The organism is Methylorubrum aminovorans, from assembly GCF_022179725.1.
Taxonomy (GTDB): Bacteria; Pseudomonadota; Alphaproteobacteria; order Rhizobiales; family Beijerinckiaceae; genus Methylobacterium; species Methylobacterium aminovorans.
This window is the reverse complement of sequence record NZ_BPRC01000002.1, coordinates 31,835-46,337: the sequence shown is the minus strand read 5'-3', so window position 1 is coordinate 46,337 and position 14,503 is coordinate 31,835. Positions and strand designations below refer to the sequence as shown.

Annotated in this window: 12 protein-coding genes; 6 read left to right on the top strand and 6 right to left on the bottom strand. The window is 56.5% G+C overall.

Annotation, left to right across the window (positions count from 1 at the left end; translation table 11 throughout):
- The first annotated feature begins 1 nt into the window (after position 1).
- The 4 genes from MFF24_RS05215 to MFF24_RS05200 all read left to right on the top strand — a co-directional run bounded on the left by MFF24_RS05215 (position 2) and on the right by MFF24_RS05200 (position 3,078).
- Positions 2-742: a M48 family metallopeptidase gene (locus tag MFF24_RS05215; protein ID WP_238222978.1), complete on the top strand. Its 741-nt coding sequence runs from the start codon at positions 2-4 to the stop codon at positions 740-742.
- Positions 743-890: 148 nt separating this feature from the next.
- Complete coding sequence (locus MFF24_RS05210) at positions 891-2,051, top strand: hypothetical protein (protein WP_238222975.1); 1,161 nt, start codon at positions 891-893, stop codon at positions 2,049-2,051.
- A gap of 163 nt (positions 2,052-2,214) precedes the next feature.
- Complete coding sequence (locus MFF24_RS05205) at positions 2,215-2,754, top strand: hypothetical protein (protein WP_238222973.1); 540 nt, start codon at positions 2,215-2,217, stop codon at positions 2,752-2,754.
- Between the two features lie 45 nt (positions 2,755-2,799).
- A complete protein-coding gene (locus MFF24_RS05200; protein ID WP_238222972.1) occupies positions 2,800-3,078 on the top strand; it encodes a hypothetical protein in 279 nt (92 codons plus the stop codon).
- Between the two features lie 57 nt (positions 3,079-3,135).
- Here the strand turns inward: MFF24_RS05200 and MFF24_RS05195 are convergent, their stop codons facing one another.
- The 5 genes from MFF24_RS05195 to MFF24_RS05175 all read right to left on the bottom strand — a co-directional run bounded on the left by MFF24_RS05195 (position 3,136) and on the right by MFF24_RS05175 (position 10,048).
- Positions 3,136-3,786, bottom strand: coding sequence for an MAE_28990/MAE_18760 family HEPN-like nuclease (locus tag MFF24_RS05195; protein WP_238222971.1), 651 nt, complete (start codon positions 3,784-3,786; stop codon positions 3,136-3,138).
- Positions 3,783-4,910 carry a DUF262 domain-containing protein gene (locus tag MFF24_RS05190; RefSeq protein ID WP_238222969.1) on the bottom strand — a complete coding sequence of 376 codons (1,128 nt, stop codon included), beginning with the start codon at positions 4,908-4,910 and terminating at the stop codon, positions 3,783-3,785. The genes MFF24_RS05195 and MFF24_RS05190 overlap by 4 nt, the downstream gene beginning before the upstream one ends.
- 1 nt (position 4,911) lies before the next feature.
- Positions 4,912-6,204 carry a hypothetical protein gene (locus MFF24_RS05185; protein WP_238222968.1) on the bottom strand — a complete coding sequence of 431 codons (1,293 nt, stop codon included), beginning with the start codon at positions 6,202-6,204 and terminating at the stop codon, positions 4,912-4,914.
- A 309-nt stretch (positions 6,205-6,513) separates the two neighbouring features.
- Positions 6,514-7,077, bottom strand: a complete 564-nt coding sequence (locus MFF24_RS05180; protein ID WP_238222967.1) for a recombinase family protein — start codon at positions 7,075-7,077, stop codon at positions 6,514-6,516.
- A 1,351-nt stretch (positions 7,078-8,428) separates the two neighbouring features.
- Positions 8,429-10,048 (bottom strand): DNA methyltransferase, encoded by a 1,620-nt coding sequence (locus tag MFF24_RS05175; protein ID WP_238222966.1) that lies wholly within the window; start codon positions 10,046-10,048, stop codon positions 8,429-8,431.
- 666 nt (positions 10,049-10,714) lie between these two features.
- On the opposite strand from MFF24_RS05175, the gene MFF24_RS05170 reads away from it, so the two are divergent.
- Entirely contained in the window at positions 10,715-11,323 is a 609-nt protein-coding gene (locus tag MFF24_RS05170) for a hypothetical protein (RefSeq protein WP_238222965.1), read from the top strand.
- A gap of 291 nt (positions 11,324-11,614) precedes the next feature.
- Here MFF24_RS05170 and MFF24_RS05165 read toward each other — a convergent pair whose 3' ends face one another.
- A complete protein-coding gene (locus MFF24_RS05165) occupies positions 11,615-11,821 on the bottom strand; it encodes a hypothetical protein (RefSeq protein ID WP_238222964.1) in 207 nt (68 codons plus the stop codon).
- 902 nt (positions 11,822-12,723) lie between these two features.
- On the opposite strand from MFF24_RS05165, the gene MFF24_RS05160 reads away from it, so the two are divergent.
- Positions 12,724-14,190, top strand: coding sequence for a hypothetical protein (locus MFF24_RS05160; RefSeq protein WP_238222963.1), 1,467 nt, complete (start codon positions 12,724-12,726; stop codon positions 14,188-14,190).
- Positions 14,191-14,503: the final 313 nt, after the last annotated feature.

Genomic DNA, 14,503 nt, shown 5'->3' with positions numbered 1-14,503 from the left:
CGTGCCCACGCTCGTCGTCGGCGCAAGCCAGATTGACTACATCCTCCGCCGCTCGCTCAGCGCGAAGCGCGCTCGGATAACCGTTACTCCAACTGAAATTGAGGTGGTCGTTCCGACCTGGGCGACGGAGGACGACATTGCGGCGGCTCTGCACAGGCGTCGCGAATGGCTGGCTCTACAACGTCGCGAGATGACGGCCCGTGTAGCAGCGACGCCGAAGATCGGGCATTTTGTGACAGGTGCGAAGATACCCTATCGCGGCCGACGGGCTCGTCTGACGGTAGAGCAGGCCGACACCAGCGTAGTCGAAGTCACCTACCGCAACGGGTTTTACGTAGCCTGCCCGAGCAGCCTTTCCGAAGCATCACGGGACCCACTGATCGAAACTGCACTTAGGCTCTGGTTTCGTAGGCAAGTTCGGAAAGACGTGACTGCTTTTGTTCGCAAGCATGGTACTGAAAACGGGCTGAGGCCCAGAAGCATCCAGATCAAAGATCAAAAGCATTTCTGGGGTAGTTGTGGCGCGGACCGCATTGTAAATCTAAATTGGCATCTTATCTTCGCGCCCAAAACGGTTCTCGAATACGCGGTGGTCCACGAAATTTGTCACCTCCGGCATCGTACTCATGATCCAGCCTTTTGGGGGCTGGTCGGAAGCATACTGCCGGATTGGGAGGTCCGAAAGAGGTGGCTCGAACGGAACGAGCATCTTCTCGCGATTGAACGCCTTTCTCCTGAGTGACGGGGCTAACGAACACGACTCAGTTTAGGAGACAAAGTGGGTGAACCAACGACCGAACTGCTAAACGAATATATTGCGAGATGAGAAGGATTTCAGTTCATTATAAAATACTAAATTAAGTTTTTGCCTCCATTTTGCGTAGCCCATCATGATGGAGAGCTATTTGGAGCCACTGATCTACCGATCCAGCACCGACCCGAAACCCTTCGACGGCGAACATCTTGCGGCGGCGTGCCGGCTCGATGTGGCCCTCCCCGGCTACCTCAACGCGGCTTTTCATGCTTCCGCGCTGAAGCGGACCGCACAGTTCATCGCGTACGCTGAAATCGACTTCGACAGGCCGCAGATTATGGCGGATCGACTGGCCGCGATCAGCCCAACCGACATCTCGGCTACCGATCCTTTCGTGCAGATCGCGAAGGCTTTGATCCTGCTCAGGCCCGCGGAGATCATCCGGGCGCTTTACGGCAATGCACCGCCGGGGCTTATGGGTCTTCTCGCTCGGATCGGGCACAATCCGTTTCGAGACACCACCGACTACCGGCTCGCCTTCGATCTGTTCTCCAAGCCGGAGAATCGGGCGCGCGCCAAGCTCCTCGGCCAGATTGAGGGGACGGTCACCGCGAAAGCGCTTCGGATCATCGCGCGAATCGATCCGATCTTCCTCCGCCCGCATGTTCTCGAAAGAGTGCGCAGCGAAACGTCGCTTGAGGCTCTCCACGAAGCTCTGGCGCTGATCCGCAGGCTCGTGCCGAGCGCGACCGATGCGACGCTCATGGAGAGCCTCGACCATCTCTCGCCACGTGATCGCGATCTTTCGAAATGGATCGAGGGTTGGCTGCGGAAGTCAGAGCGGCTCCTCGTAACCCCGCCCATTCCGGTGGATGATCCCGATCTTCGCCTCATCCCTCTCAAGGACCTCGACGAGGTGGGCCGGAAGCTCGGCAACTGCCTGGGCAGCAGGATCGCCTATGGAGCGCTGGGCTGCCGGCTCTACTACGAATGGGGCAGAGACCAGACCGCCGCTGCCGTTGAGCTTCGGGCGCTGAGCGGTGGCGCGTGGGTGATCGAGCAGATTCGTGGCACCCACAACCAACCGGTTACCCCGGTCGGCCTGAAGGCGATTCGCGCAAAGCTCAGCAGCTACGGCGTTCTCTCCTACGTTGCCCCTGGAATGGGGCGGGCCGGATCGCGGCTGGCCTCTCTGCTTCGAGCGTACGACCTCACGGACACGGACGCCGAAGAGGATTTCGATGATGCTGTCGATGGGATTGTCGAGGAACTCGCCGACCTGATGGACCACGGCTGATGGACGGAACGGCAGCCATCGTCATGGCCGCGCCCGCACGCGAAGTTCTGCGGGATGGCCGCGGCACAATCCTCGGCAGCTACGACGCACGCTCCGATGCAACGCGCGATGCCTCGGGTCGGATAGTAGGCCGAGGCTACCTCCTGCCCGTGCTGCTCAGCCGTTGATCGCGATCATCGAGTTCCTCGTCGAGAGTCTGGAGGAGCAGGCGCAGCGGCTCCGGTCGATGACGGTGCTTCGAACGATCCTCGCCGTTTTCAGCCTCGCGATGCTCGCCTACACGCCAACGATCGGCGGACTGCTGGTTTGGGCTACCGCGATTCGATATGCCCCGCTCGCGCTGCACGAACGCGAACAGCGCCAGCGCATGGCTTGGGCACGGCGTACTGCTGACGATAACGCAGAAGCCGCCAGTGAGGCGCTGAGGCAATTACAGGCGCATTCGGCTGCGCTTGAACAGGAGATCGATCGCCTGCACGCTCGTGAGGCCACTCAGAGCGGGATGGAGATCGACCCGCTGTATCGTACGGTTGGACTGCACGAGCGTGCGCCGGACTGGCTGGTCGTCGCCGCGCGACGGGCGTATCGAGCGAATCTTCACCCGGATCGTCACCCTCGGCACCGCGAGCAGGCTCATGATCGGTTCGTGCGAGCCGAGGCGGTGTTCGACACAATCTACGCGCAGCGGCAGCTTCGAGCCTGAGCGTCATCCCGCGGCAGCAGGAAAGCGCCAGGGGTAAATACGTGCATGACGATGTTCTCCGCCACGCACGCATTCATCACGCGCCTCGACGCCGACAAGCTCAAAGCCACCCCTCACGTCGTGCCTCAGCCGGGTCTACTCCGCTCGGCCATGGGCGACGATGCCTTTCTCGCAGCGTTGGATGAACGTCGAAGATGGATCGCGAAACACTGCGTAGGCGAGTTCCAGATTGCTGACTTGCAGGACGAAATCGGAGAGAAGATTGGCAAGAGCTATAGATTTTCAGATCGAGATGTCGCGTTCTTGTTCCGCTTTCTTTTTTGATGAAGCTTGCCGGGCTACAACGGTATACGCGCGTTAGTAAATCAAAGGGAATATCTATCAACCGACGTTCTGATTTGCCTCCCTTCGAAAACTCTCTTGCACCACAGACTCGTTTAGTATGGCTTCGAATGTTGTTATCAAACTCATGACTAATACAGCATCGCCTTCTATTTTCTCGCGATCCACCTGTTGCGCTCTACCAGTATGGGCGGCATTGTTTCGCCTATGCACAAGAGCGTCTATTTTCTTTTTTTCGCTTTTGATCCGAGATACGTCCACACGCACACTATCGCATATGTCCTTCAATGCATCAAAAGATAGGTTTGATCTGGTCTCTATGTTCTTGTCAGAAAAGGACAGCGGCGAAGTTGCATTGGCAATCACCCACGTGGCAAAATCGGCCATTCTTTCAACGCTCTGCTGCGCGATCAACCCCTGCACTTTCTTCCTGAGCATAAACGAGAATACTGTTGGATGCGCATCGCCAGGAGATAGAGAAAGATTTTCGATATACTCAATGTACATCTGGACGGCTTCTTTAACAAAGCCTTCCCAATGCGCATAGAGCATCGGAACCGCCATTAGATAGGCTGTACTTTGAAGTGTTCCGTTTTCGAATGCCGTGGCGACCCGCTTAACTGCGCTGATTTCCAACCTGCGGCGGTCCACTGTCTCCGCAAGGGCCGACTGGAATTGTGCAACGCTCATGGACGAGCGCCTAAAAACCGGCCTGCTATCGACAATCTCGCGCGCATCCTAGCGCCGGTATTGCCTCCAGGGCCAGTGTTATCACGAAACTCAGCATCTCTCTTCAAATCAAGACAGCGCGCAGCAAGATCGTCAGGCGAAATATCCGCCATGATGTCTAGGCTTCGCGAAACTCCAATTGAAATCGAGTCGAAAAGATAGACAGAAAAGGCTCCTTGCGGCTTGTCATCCCTTAGGTGCTTCCATGCGTCAGCACCCTGCGCCGCATAGATAAGTGCAAAAGTCTTTTCAAAAACAAATCTTTCGGCGAACCTGTCGAATTCTATTTTGCCGCTCACGATTTTTCTGATGTAATTTGTGATGAAAGGATCAACATCGTGGGAGAACGCCTCGAAATTGTTCTTCAGTGTGAAAAACCTCAGAACCAAACCTTTGTCGTACATCGAGTTTTTCTGGTATGGTGATATCTGCAACGAATCTGCAAAAGGCGGGAATCTTGCAAGTTCGTCTATGAACTCCATAAATTCTGGATCGGTGGACCGAAAAATGGCATTCCTGACCTCCTGCGGCTCAAGACGCGCGCCGCCAGTGTTCAATCGCTCGAACACGTCGTATTTCATTGCAGGAGCACTGCCCACTTTTATCACTTCAACCCTGCAATATGTCCTCTTAAGAGCAAGGCGCGATCTTAGGCTCATAGTGTCGAACTGAGTACCATGGAGCGCCGGAAGTTTATGGTCCTCAACAGCCGAGAAGCTGACGGTGAGTGGAGGAAGCTGTCGATCTTGAATGTCGCGAAGGCTTCCCATAAACTCAAATACAGTTGAGAGACGCTGTAGACCGTCTACGAGTTCCCAAACTCCATCATCTCTTTCGGCCACAAAGATGGCTGGAACTGGAAAACCAAGAAGCAAAGACTCTATAAAACTGGCTTTCTGATCCGCAGTCCATCGAAATAGCCGCTGGTACTCAGGTGATATAATTAGTTCCTTGTTCTCGTAAAGAGATGCAAGCTCACCATAGGAAAGATCGATTTTGTCGGTTCTGATATTATTGCGCTCTGTATCAATCTGCGTGTCTAACGTGGCGGTTGGCTCCATAGAGCCCGCAGGTTGCCGTGCCATTTCAATGATCCTTTGTAAAACAAATTACTGATTCCGTAGAGCCTTTTGAATCGCGATAAGTCGCAGATTTGGCGTTTAGCTTGGAGAAGCACCTCAGCGATTCAAACTCACGTTTGTAGACGAACTTAAAGCCGCAATTCTGCATCATTTCTATAGCAATTTTCGGGACATCGTTGTGCAAATCCTTGTAATACGAGTCTTGTATCACCATTACTGCGGCACCACCCGGCTTTATTGCGTCCGATACACAGCCGAATGAGCGATATAGCTTGTCAAAATAGTCTACGTGGTTCTTGTAATAGTACGTGGACGACGCAACAGATTGGTGGTCCGCCACATCCTGAATGAAGCGGTTGCATGTAGGGCCCCAGGCTGAACTCGGCCGGCCAACCTTCTTCGGAACAGTTGTAGTTCCAATCATACTGCGACGAAGTTGATGCTGGTCGATCGATGTGACCGGTTCGAGGACAGCAAGTTCCATTCTGCTACTAGCGGCGTAATCTATCCGAGTGCAGTAAGGTGGTGAGGTCAAAACAAGGTCGTGTTTGAATGCCGCCGCGTAGCTGCTGCTATCTGCCCAATCTATTTTAGCAGATGAGGGGGCATTCCCAGAGCGTTGCACCCAGTCAGCAATCTTAATCAAAGCTTCGATGAATGAGCTTTTGATATTACTAGAATTTATCTTTTCATCAGGAGACTTTGGAAGTTTTGTCCACGTCGGGTTGGTTGACTTGCGGCCTGAGGCCGCTGATCGAACTACAAGAAAGAGTGCCATGTAGAAGCACGAGGCAAGGCTCGAAAACCCGGTGAATAGCGAATTCTTGGCTTGATCGGACGTTGGACACACAAGAAAACGATGAATTGTGCGCTCGATTGAGCGAATTTCATCCGCGTTTTCGCTCGTGAACCAATCGTGCAAAGGATCGGCCAATGGCGCTTGACAGCGCTCGCGTGCCGCACTTGCCTGTATCTCATATGCGAGCGGCAATAGGCTTTTCGCCTCTGACGCAGGCAAAAGTCGTGCTCGTCCAACGATGACCATTGTTGGATTGATGTCGAACCCAGATGCCTGGAATCCAAGCTTCACTGCCGAAGAGGTTGTGGTTCCACTGCCATTCCAGGGGTCAAGGATCGTTGCACCCGCCTTCAGATCAAGCGAACTCAAAAAATGTTCGGCGAAAGCTTGAGAGTACCCCGCATAGTATGGGTAAACTTTGTAAAAATCGCCGCTGACCTTCTTTTCGCGCTTCGGCGAGACGACCGCTTCCGCCGCTGCAACGAGCTTCGTATGCAACACTTACCTCGTTATCGTTTTGCCGTCGTTTGGACCCGAGTGGTATATCTATGTCGGAGCCTCGTCGAGAGCTTACCAATTGTCTCCACCACAAACTGTTTGGCACAGCCGCGGCTGGTTCAAACGAGGGCTCGCAGCACTGCCGGATGATCTGTGATTGGGTGTCCGACGAGTGTGCGCCTTGCGCCGAACTCTCGTAATTGAACGCTGCAATCATCGTGTTCGAGCGAACCGCAGGCCAGATGCATACCCTCGTGCGGCCAAATCGCCCTTGGCAGATCAGTGGGCGGAGCCGCAAAGCATACCTCGCTATGGTGTATCAGAAGCCCCGCCTGCGAGAATGCGGAACACGCTTCGTGCGCTGATCCCAAGCTCGGCAGCGATCACCGCCTTCTTCACGCCCGCCGCAGCCATCGTGCGAACCTCCTCGGCCTTCGCCCGCGCGGTCGGCGCACGTCCCTTGTAGCGCTTCTCGACCTTCGCGCGCGCTACGCCCTCACGTTGTCGTTCGAGCATAATCTCTCGCTCGAACTGCGCGACGCTTGCGAGGACGTTGAGCATCAATTTGCCGGTGGGCGTGGCAGTGTCGAGCCCGAGGGTCAGCACCCGGAGATCGACACGCTTCTCGGCCAGCCGGGTCTGTGTCCGGCAGAAGTCGTGAACTCCGCGAGCGAGGCGGGACAGGTCGGTGACGCAAAGCGTATCGCCTTCGCGGCTGAACTCGATCGCCGCCTCAAGCGCCGGGCGCGGTCCGACTGAACTGGTCTGCTCGACGAACAGCTTCTCGACGCCTGCCGCACCGAGCATTCGCTTCTGCGCCTCCAGCCCGGCTTCCTGTTCAAGGGTGGAGGTGCGAGCGAGGCCGATCAGCATGCGTGTCCTTCTGCGCCAATGAGGTCGAGGGATTGTGGCACGAACGTGCCAATGGTCAAGCTGGACTTATGTGGCACGCTTGTTCGTGCTGAAGAATGCCCGAAGCCGATGTGCCACATGACCAGGGTCTAAAGCCGATATTCGAGGTGACACCATCGTAGGAGCATGTGCAGCTTTCCAGCGTATTTGCGTAAAGTGCTTGAAAAAATGTAGTGGCATTTCTTCGGGGGAACGCTGATTGATTATGCCAATTCAAAAGGCCCCGCCTTCAGCGGGGCCTTGTTGTTTGAGGTGTAAGGATGAGGAGAGTGCTAAATCTGTCTATCTCCGTCTGATTTCCTTTGCCATTAAAATCGACGGCCGTTATGTCATTGCATGCCGCAGTTGGCTTGCATCGGAATCGTTGAGTCTCAATCACTCGGTCCTAAATAGATACGCGACCGACAGAGAGCTTCAGCAATTACCGCACCGCAATTCCCCCCTGTGATTACAGAAGTACCTTATACCGTCGGCTCGGGCTGGGCAGATTGAAAGATTTGTGCTGGTGCGCCGATTATCACAGTCGCAAGTCATATTGCAGTTTGGATCGACAGTGCAATTTCCACACGATTTATTGTAGCTGCCGCCAATATTTTGTGGGCACGACTGGGCCTGTGCTGCGATATTACGCAACGGCAAGCCACTCGCCAACATTGATAAGACGAGAGTATATTTAAGATATCTATTCATTCGTGCCCTCAAAGCGTTGTGCTGGTTACAAGTAGTAAAAATGTTATGCCAGTGGTAGCTTTGCTAACGAACCTCGCATCGACCATCTGAAGGACAGCGCGTCCATACATTCATCCCAGAGCTAGGGAAGAGTGGATCGCTCGTTCGCCGCCAGCAAAGCTCCTCGGCATTTGCGCCTGTCCCGGGGAAAGGCTGTTGCCAGCCCTTCGTAACAGGCTGAGGACCAAATACCCTTCTGTTTAGGTTGCAGTCTTGAAGTCTTCCTTGAGATATCTCGACTTGAGGCAAATAATCCCATGCTTCCATGAACACTGTAATTTGCGCCTTTGCAGGCAAAGAGACTAGGGAAATAGCTGCTCCTGCGAAGGCTATTCTCATAAAGTTGCGCAATGCATGATCCTTTTTCAAATGAATATCTATCAGGCTCGTCCCGAATGGAGTTAATAATTATGGTAAAAATAAGGCATCTGGTATGGAGGTGGCTTAATTCGATTGTATGGCCGATCGTGCTGGATATTAGGCAATGCGTCTCAAGCTAACGGCCTACAGGTGCACTACCGGTCTGGCAAATTTAGGCATTACCTCGGTCGTGATAAGGGAACTGCACTTCCCAAGATATAGATTAGACCCTCAGGGGTGGTTTGTTTGCCATGCTGATCCGCAAGCTCGCGATCCGCACGTACTCCGGCATCAACTCGCATCCGACGATGCCGAACCCCTCCTCCACCGCGGCCTTCCCCGTTGAGCCTGACCCGAGGAATGGATCGAGCACGGTTCCTCCAGGCGGCGTGACCAATCGCACGAGGTAGCGCATGAGGTTGTTCGGCTTAACCGTTGGGTGAGGGTTGCTGGAGCCGCGATCGGACGCAGATGCTTTCGCGCAGTAGAAGAAGCGCGCGGGGTTGATCGTTTTGTTCGGAGCGGACGTGGCATCCATCCCGCTGCTCGGCGTGTGATGCGGCTGGCGCGTCGGGCGACGTTGGTCGCGGGGTGTGGGCTCGGTTGCCGGGCTACGGAACGAGGCGAGCGCTGCGTCAGAGCCGTCGTGGATGATGTTTGCCGGCCACCGCGCGGTCCCATCAACCCCAGCAACACGGCAGCCGTCGATGTTCAACCCTCCAGTGCCGTGCTTCAACACGTTCGCCGCGACGCTCCCCTCGCTCAACGGTTTGCGGGCGATGATGATCGGCTCGTAGGCCGGCTTGAGCGCGGTTCCGAACCCCTCCCAGCGTTGAGCATCAGGATCGGTGATCTCGACCGTCCGCCCCGTCCACTCCCCTGTTGCCATCTCCCGCAGCAGCGATCCTGGGACCGCGCTGCCCTCAGCGGACGGCATCGTTCGACCGGAGTAGCGAGCGCTCCCCTGGCGCAGCCCCTGGATGCCTCGACCAACGCTCGTGGATTTCGGGAAGCCCGTGCCGAACACCCAGGAGATCGTGTCGCGAATCTCGAAGCCGGCATCCTCAACCGCAACAGCGAGACGGTGGAACGTCCGGGTGCCGCCAAAGGCGACGAGGTACCCACCGGGCTTCAGCACGTTGTAGACGGCGCGCCACGTATCGGCATCGAACGCGACGCCACCACCGTCCCAGTCCTGGCCCATGAAGCCACTCGCCATCCCTCGGTAAGGATTCGCGGTGCCGGGCTCACCACCTTTGAGTGGCGCAGAGTTCTTCCTGCCGAAACGCTTTGCGATCGAGAGGTGATAGGGGGGATCGGTGACGCAGGCGTCGAACTGCACGCCCTCGGCAGCGAGTTCGCGCATGATCTCTCGGCAGTCGCCCTGGATCACCCGAATGGCCGGTGCCGGATGAGATGCGCCGGACGCCGCTTCCTTCGGCTGTTCATCAAGTCGAAGGGTTGAAGCGAGCTTCAGCGCCGAGAGCACGGCCAGGAGCGAGTTGATGTGGCCCTGCCCCCTCTCGACCTGAATGATGCTGGGCTTCGAGCACCCTGCCATAAACGCTAGACGCTGCTGGGAAAGGCCCGCGCTCTTCCGGTGTGCGGCCAACCATTCCCCTATGTCCTGCTCGTTGCTCTGAGCGGTGAAGCGATGGTGCAGAACACCCAGGACCGCCCGCATCGACGCGAGAGTGCCGCGTCCGGCTTCGAGATTTTGGACCGTCGCGAGGTCGAGGCGGGCTGATGCGGCGAGAGTCTTCTGAGTGACCCTCCTGCGGCGGCGCGCGCTGCGCAGTTCCTGACCGAGGGCAGCGGCGAGGCTCTCAGAGGGTAGGTTCATTGACCGTCTAGGATCGGAGCGGAGGCGAACTGCCGCCAGGATACCCGAGAAACGCTTACCGCCAAGCTGACGCCGACGTGCTCGGCACAGCGCTTTTCATCGCCGCCTTCGCGACCCGCTTGGGAAGCGCCAGCAACAGCTAAATACAATTATCCCGCATGGTTTCCCGCAGGTCCCTTTTGTACGGATCATCCCTCATCATCATCAACGACAAGCTTCAGGCTCTCGGCCTAAGCTCTTCCGACCGTGATACGTCAATTCGTTGGTGCGGATGTTCGCCCGACCTTGTCCGCGACTGCCGGCGACGGACTGGCGCATTCGCGCGCGTTTCGCCTCGAACCGTTTCTCACCTCCGCCACCGTCTCGCGGCGGCTGCACAGGTCGTCGCGCCGGAGATCGCAGCCGAGCTTTGTAAGCTTGATGTAGACATCGTGCGGGACGTTCGCGTTTACGATCTTCTCGGCCGGCGGTATGGATGATGATTGCGACCCCGCCCGCTACCTAGTGGTCGAAATCCAACACTCGGTACTCACCCGCAGGGTCAGCAGCGGGTGGTAAGCAGTCATCACCTTGATCGTGGGAAGCGGACCTCTCAGGGTCGCTCAAACCCGATCAGGCTACTGGAGAGAGGGCGCGGGTGATCGTCCTAGCCCTACGAAATGCGCAATGAGAACGATCCTTGGCCTGTTTGCATTGCTCTTATGCGCGTCCATCGTTGCGGCGTTGCTAACGCCTCCGCTTCGGCCCAATTATGACGGCCCGTGCACACCATTGCAAGTAGTAGAGGTCCTTGTTAGTGGCATCACGCTTTCAATACCGAGTGCTATGCAACCAGATATTCAAGAACTTGAAGGACAAGAAAAAATTCGCAGAGAGCTAGAGTTGCGTCACTATTGCAGTGAGCAGGCAACACAACCGTTTTTAGCGCAGCATCTCTTCCTGAAGCGCTACCCAGATGGTAGCCCTTTTGGGCCGGAGATGACAACTATTTATATCAGCGACAATCCACATAGAACAGAAGGAGAGAAGGCTCTTCTAAAATCAGGAGCAAGGGTTGGACCAATATTTTTCGGTGAATATACAATTATTATTTACACAGGTCCTTTGAAGACAGTGAATGGTCCGACGAACCTTTATCGGATCATAGGACGTTTTTACTCCGCACAAGTTACGCTCAATCTAAGTACTATAGACCATCCCGATCCTGTGCCGGTTTTGCGGACTACGGAAGAGATATTGAACAAGCTCCGAGTTTTACCGCAGATTTACGAATGATTGATTGTCAATTTGCATTGCGATAACCAAGCTATATGCCGAGACGATGGCCCGGAAGCGGACGTAACGTTAGTCCGGGATGGGTCGCAAGCCCCCCCCTCACTGTCGGTACCAAGCGCCGGATTTGGACCACTAGATTGGTAGGCCGTCTCTCATCCTAGATACCATCATCGACGCAACTGATCGCGATTGCCTCGAAACCAATCCACCCAAAAAGTTCCTCCCGACAGCAGTGCGTATGCTCGCCGGGACTTGCGGCCGAAGGCTCTGAAAGTAATTGAATTTGAAGCTCTAAACTGACTTTTTGGCCTTGAGCATCATCTGGTATCCAGCGACCATCATTACGGCCGCTGACAACGTAATTTGCCAGTTCTCGTTGATGATGGTTTGCGAGACCGAGCGGCCAAGTCCGTTTGCTGCTTGCGCAAGTTTAGCAACATACAGCATCAACAATGCTCCGCTGGCAAAGGACAGGGCTCCATAAACGAATTTGGACACCTGCGAATCTCCTGTCATCGATCAGAAACGACTATCGATTGGATTTGCTTAAAATTTTACGTCTGATCGAGTTCGAATCTACTCAGCTTCGGTCCTTCGCGCATGTATCTTAGGATGAATTCTGCATCGTGAGGACGCGCTAAACGTCCAGAGGTGAGGCCGACAGAAGCCACCTCCATGCCCGCCATACCGAAACGGTCGATCTACGAACATAGATGCTCGCTGCGATCGAGGAACCAGACCGGTGGACCATCGTCGGCACAGCGAAACGGGTTGGCATTGGGAGCGAAGCCACCGGTAGAAGAGCGTTCCGCCCGTGGTGGCGAAATCGGAGCTTCGCGACGTGAGCGTCAACCTCCTCGTATCATCACCGGGAGACAACGCCGTCCGCCGCATGTTTGGGCTGCCTGCGGCAGCGGTGTCATAGGGTGAGCGTCGAGGAGAAGAACTTCTTCACCTCGGGGAAAGAGATCACCTCGAACAACAACCTCAACCGCTCGCCGGTCGGCGACGAGTGAGCGAAGCGCGTCAGCGTTCGCACGCGTCGAGAGCCGGGCCGGTACGGGGATCGCGCGCGTCAGCGCGGCGAGCGCCGTCTCCTATGGGGATAACAACATCACCTACGTCGAGCGATTGCCGCCAATGAGGACGAGGGGCGGACGAAGCCGCCCCATCGTGATGAAGCCGTCGTTGCTTCGCTCTTTCGCTACGCTCAAGCGCTTCACACGCCGTGCTTCATCGAGTCGAAGATTGAATTTGGTCCTCGTCCTTGATGTACTGTAGAAATAAATCCGTCCACCTTCTTCTTTATAAACATGCAGCGGACGCATTTATTAAGGCAATATTCGATGACGAAACTACATGTACTCACTGGCGCGCCCGGTTGCGGCAAGACCCGGAAGATGCTCGACGAGATGATCGCTGAGCCGGGCCGTTACCTCCTCTGCTCGCCCCGCACAAGCCTGATCGACGAGCAAGCAGTGTACCTCCGCGGCTCTGCCGCTGCCCTCGACCAAGCCGTCGAGATCATTCCGATCCATTCCGCTCAGAAGGGCCAGCGTGGAGACGTGCTCCGCCGCCTGCGTGATGTTGTTCGCGAAAGTGCAGCGACCAGCAGAGACGACCATCGGATCGTGATCGTCACGCACGAGGCGCTGTTGACCCTCGATCCGAGTACGATCGCTGGTTGGCACGTGCGAATCGATGAAACACCGAACATCATCGCTTCGGGCTCGATGCGGATCGGCGCAACGTGGAGCAGCCTCGACCGTCACTACGCCCTGGAACCGGTGGAAGGAACTGCGTGGGCTCGCGTTGTTGATCGCGATGATGTTGCTCGGTTGGACCGGCGGCAGATCGTTGAGGACGATGCCACGACGCTCAACGCTTTCCGCAAGGCGGCTTCGAACCCGAACCGCACCACATTCGTGGACCTGCGGGAATGGCGCGACGCAGGGCGATCCCGTAGTCCGGTGCGGTGGTGGTCGATGTGGTCGTTCACCACTCTGGAGGCGTGTGCGTCGGTGGTGATGACCGCCGCCAGCTTCTCCGACAGCATCGCCTACCGCAGCATCCGCAAGTTCGATGCTGAGCGGGTTGAGGTTGTCGAAATGAACGTGTCCGCCGGAACGCCACGGGCGCACCCGAACGTCCTGATCCATCATTTCACGCGGTGCTCGGGCTCAACCACGTGGTGGGAGGGAGATGAAGGCAGCTACTGCCTCGTGCAGATTTCGAGGCATCTGGAGCGCATCGGATTCGACGGGTTCTGGGCGGCGAACGAAGCTGCCGTCCCCTACTTCCGGCACCGCTTCAACGGAACAAGGTGTCAACCGAAGCAGGCTGGCACGAACTCGCTGATCCATCACACCGCTTGTTCGATGACCTACTCGAACAAGGCGCAGAACTCCGACGCTGCTTCGATTGAGGTGCTTGGCCTCGATAACGAGGCCATTCGGAGCGCGCGCGAAGAAGAGGATGTGTTTCAGTTCGTTCTACGGGGAGCGATCCGCGATGCCTCATATGGTGGCACTTATCGTGTGTACCTGCACGACTGGCATCAGGCTGAGGCGCTCAGCCGCCGCCTCTGCGCGAGCGGGATCACGAACAACATCGAGATCGTACCGGTCGTGGAGGCCGAGGTTCTCGACGTGCAGCGCCCCGCCTCGAAGCACGACCGCGGTGCCGGATCGAAGATAGGTCCAGAAGCGCTCGGTGATCGAGTAGCACGGAAGAAGGCCAGGGACCGTGCCCGAGGCGAGCAGCGGCGCATCGCAGCCCGTGAGGAGAAGATCGCGGCGGGAACCTACCGTCGGCGCGGGCGACCGCGGAAAGACGAACATCAGCGAAATGGCACGCCGGGGACATGATGTTGAAAGTGCGCGGTTGAAGGTGGTGATTTCATCGGCCTCCGAGTTCACCGCCTCCGATCCGACCGTGGGGTGCGCCGAATCGCTTGTCGTGGGGCCGAAATGGTTCGAGCCTCGCGCTCGGTGACCGCTCGCAAGATTTCTGAGACGGACGCGATACGTCCCGGCACTCTTTGGCGGTGATCTCGATCACCAGCGCGTGCCCTGGCGATGATGCTAACCTTAAGCTCCGCTGAGGGGACATAGTGTTTGGAGCAAGCGACATCGCGCATTGATCGTGCGCGATCAGCACGGTAGACAGTTCTGATGCGTC